This is a genomic window from Microvirga aerilata, assembly GCF_016743775.1.
GTDB classification, from domain to species: domain Bacteria; phylum Pseudomonadota; class Alphaproteobacteria; order Rhizobiales; family Beijerinckiaceae; genus Microvirga; species Microvirga aerilata.
On the sequence record NZ_JAEQMY010000283.1, the window covers coordinates 1 to 1,317 of the forward strand.

Consider the following 1,317-nt stretch of genomic DNA (forward strand, 5'->3'; position numbering starts at 1 on the left):
TGTTGTTGCCCCTGAAAGATCGGACAGATCATCCCGGTTGGCGTGAGGCAATGAACTCACGCGGTGAACGATACCCGAGCGCCTTATGCGGGTGAAGGCTGTTGTAGAGCTCAAACCATCAAGGAACGCTGTCCAGCACCGTCGGCGCATCCGGGATCAGACTGACGCGAACGTAATCGCGCTTGATCGTACGCACGAAGGCTTCGGCCATGCCATTGCTCTGTGGGCTCTGCACCGGTGTGGTTCTGGGTTCCAGCCCCATCTCCCGTGCAAGGCTCTTGGTGTCATGCGCGATGTAGCCCGAGCCATTGTCGCAGAGCCACTCGATGGTCTGCGGCAGTCGGTTCACAGGCCCAAAGCGGTACTCGACAGCGGTGATCATCAGGTCCTGCACGTCCTCGCCCTTGATCCCCTCGGTCGTGGCCACATACCCCAGCACCTCCCGATCACAGCAGTCGAGGGCAAAGGCGACCCGCACCTTCTCGCCATTGTCACAGCCGATCTCGAACCCGTCCGAGCACCAGCGCAGATTGGAGCGCTCCACCGCCACGCGCCTGTCGTGCCGGCGCGCCTCGGCCCCGCCCGCATGCCGCTGCAGTAGGAGGCCATGAGCCTTCATGAGCCGGTAGACGCGCTTGTGATTGGGTGGCGTCCGGCCCTGCTCGCGCGCTTGGCGGACCAAAAGAGCGTGCACGCGCCGATAGCCGTAGGTCGGCAGGCTGCCGATGACGGTCTTGATCGCCGCCACCAGGTCCTCGTCCGGCCGAGGGGGACGGCCCCGGCGCTTGGCAGGTCGCCCTGCCGCCTGCTCGGCGATGTTAGAACGGGCGACCTCAAGGGTGGCGCAGACCGCGCTCATCGCGAACCGCCCTTGGGCCACGACAGCGAGCGCAACAGCCGCTTTTTTGGCCCGGTGGCGACCTCCAGCGCCTCCTTGAGGATCTCGGCTTCGAGCGCCTTCTTGCCCAAAAGCCGCTGCAGCTCGCGGACCTGGTTCTGCAGGGCGCGGTACTCGGAGGCGGCGACCACCTCCTCCTGAGCACTGGTGGCGGTGAGCGCTCCCTGGGCGGCGAGCTTGCGCCAGCGGAAGAGCTGGTTGGGCGCTACCCCATGCCGGCGGGCCACCAGGCTGACCGTGGCGTCCGGCTCATAGGTCTCCTGGACGATGGACAGCTTCTCAGAGGCCGTCCAGTGGCGGCGGCGTTGCGGTCCGACAAGGACCTCTATCTTGGGGGAAGAACCAGTCATAGCACCAACACTACTCCTATCTCTTAGCGAGGTGGGAGATCGTGTCCGGTCTATTCGGGGGCTACTTCA

Annotated in this window: 1 pseudogene; it reads right to left on the reverse strand. The window is 65.0% G+C overall.

Going from position 1 to position 1,317, the window contains the following annotated elements:
- Positions 1-28 precede the first annotated feature (28 nt).
- Positions 29-1,248 (reverse strand): annotated as a pseudogene (locus JKG68_RS32365) (IS3 family transposase).
- Positions 1,249-1,317: the final 69 nt, after the last annotated feature.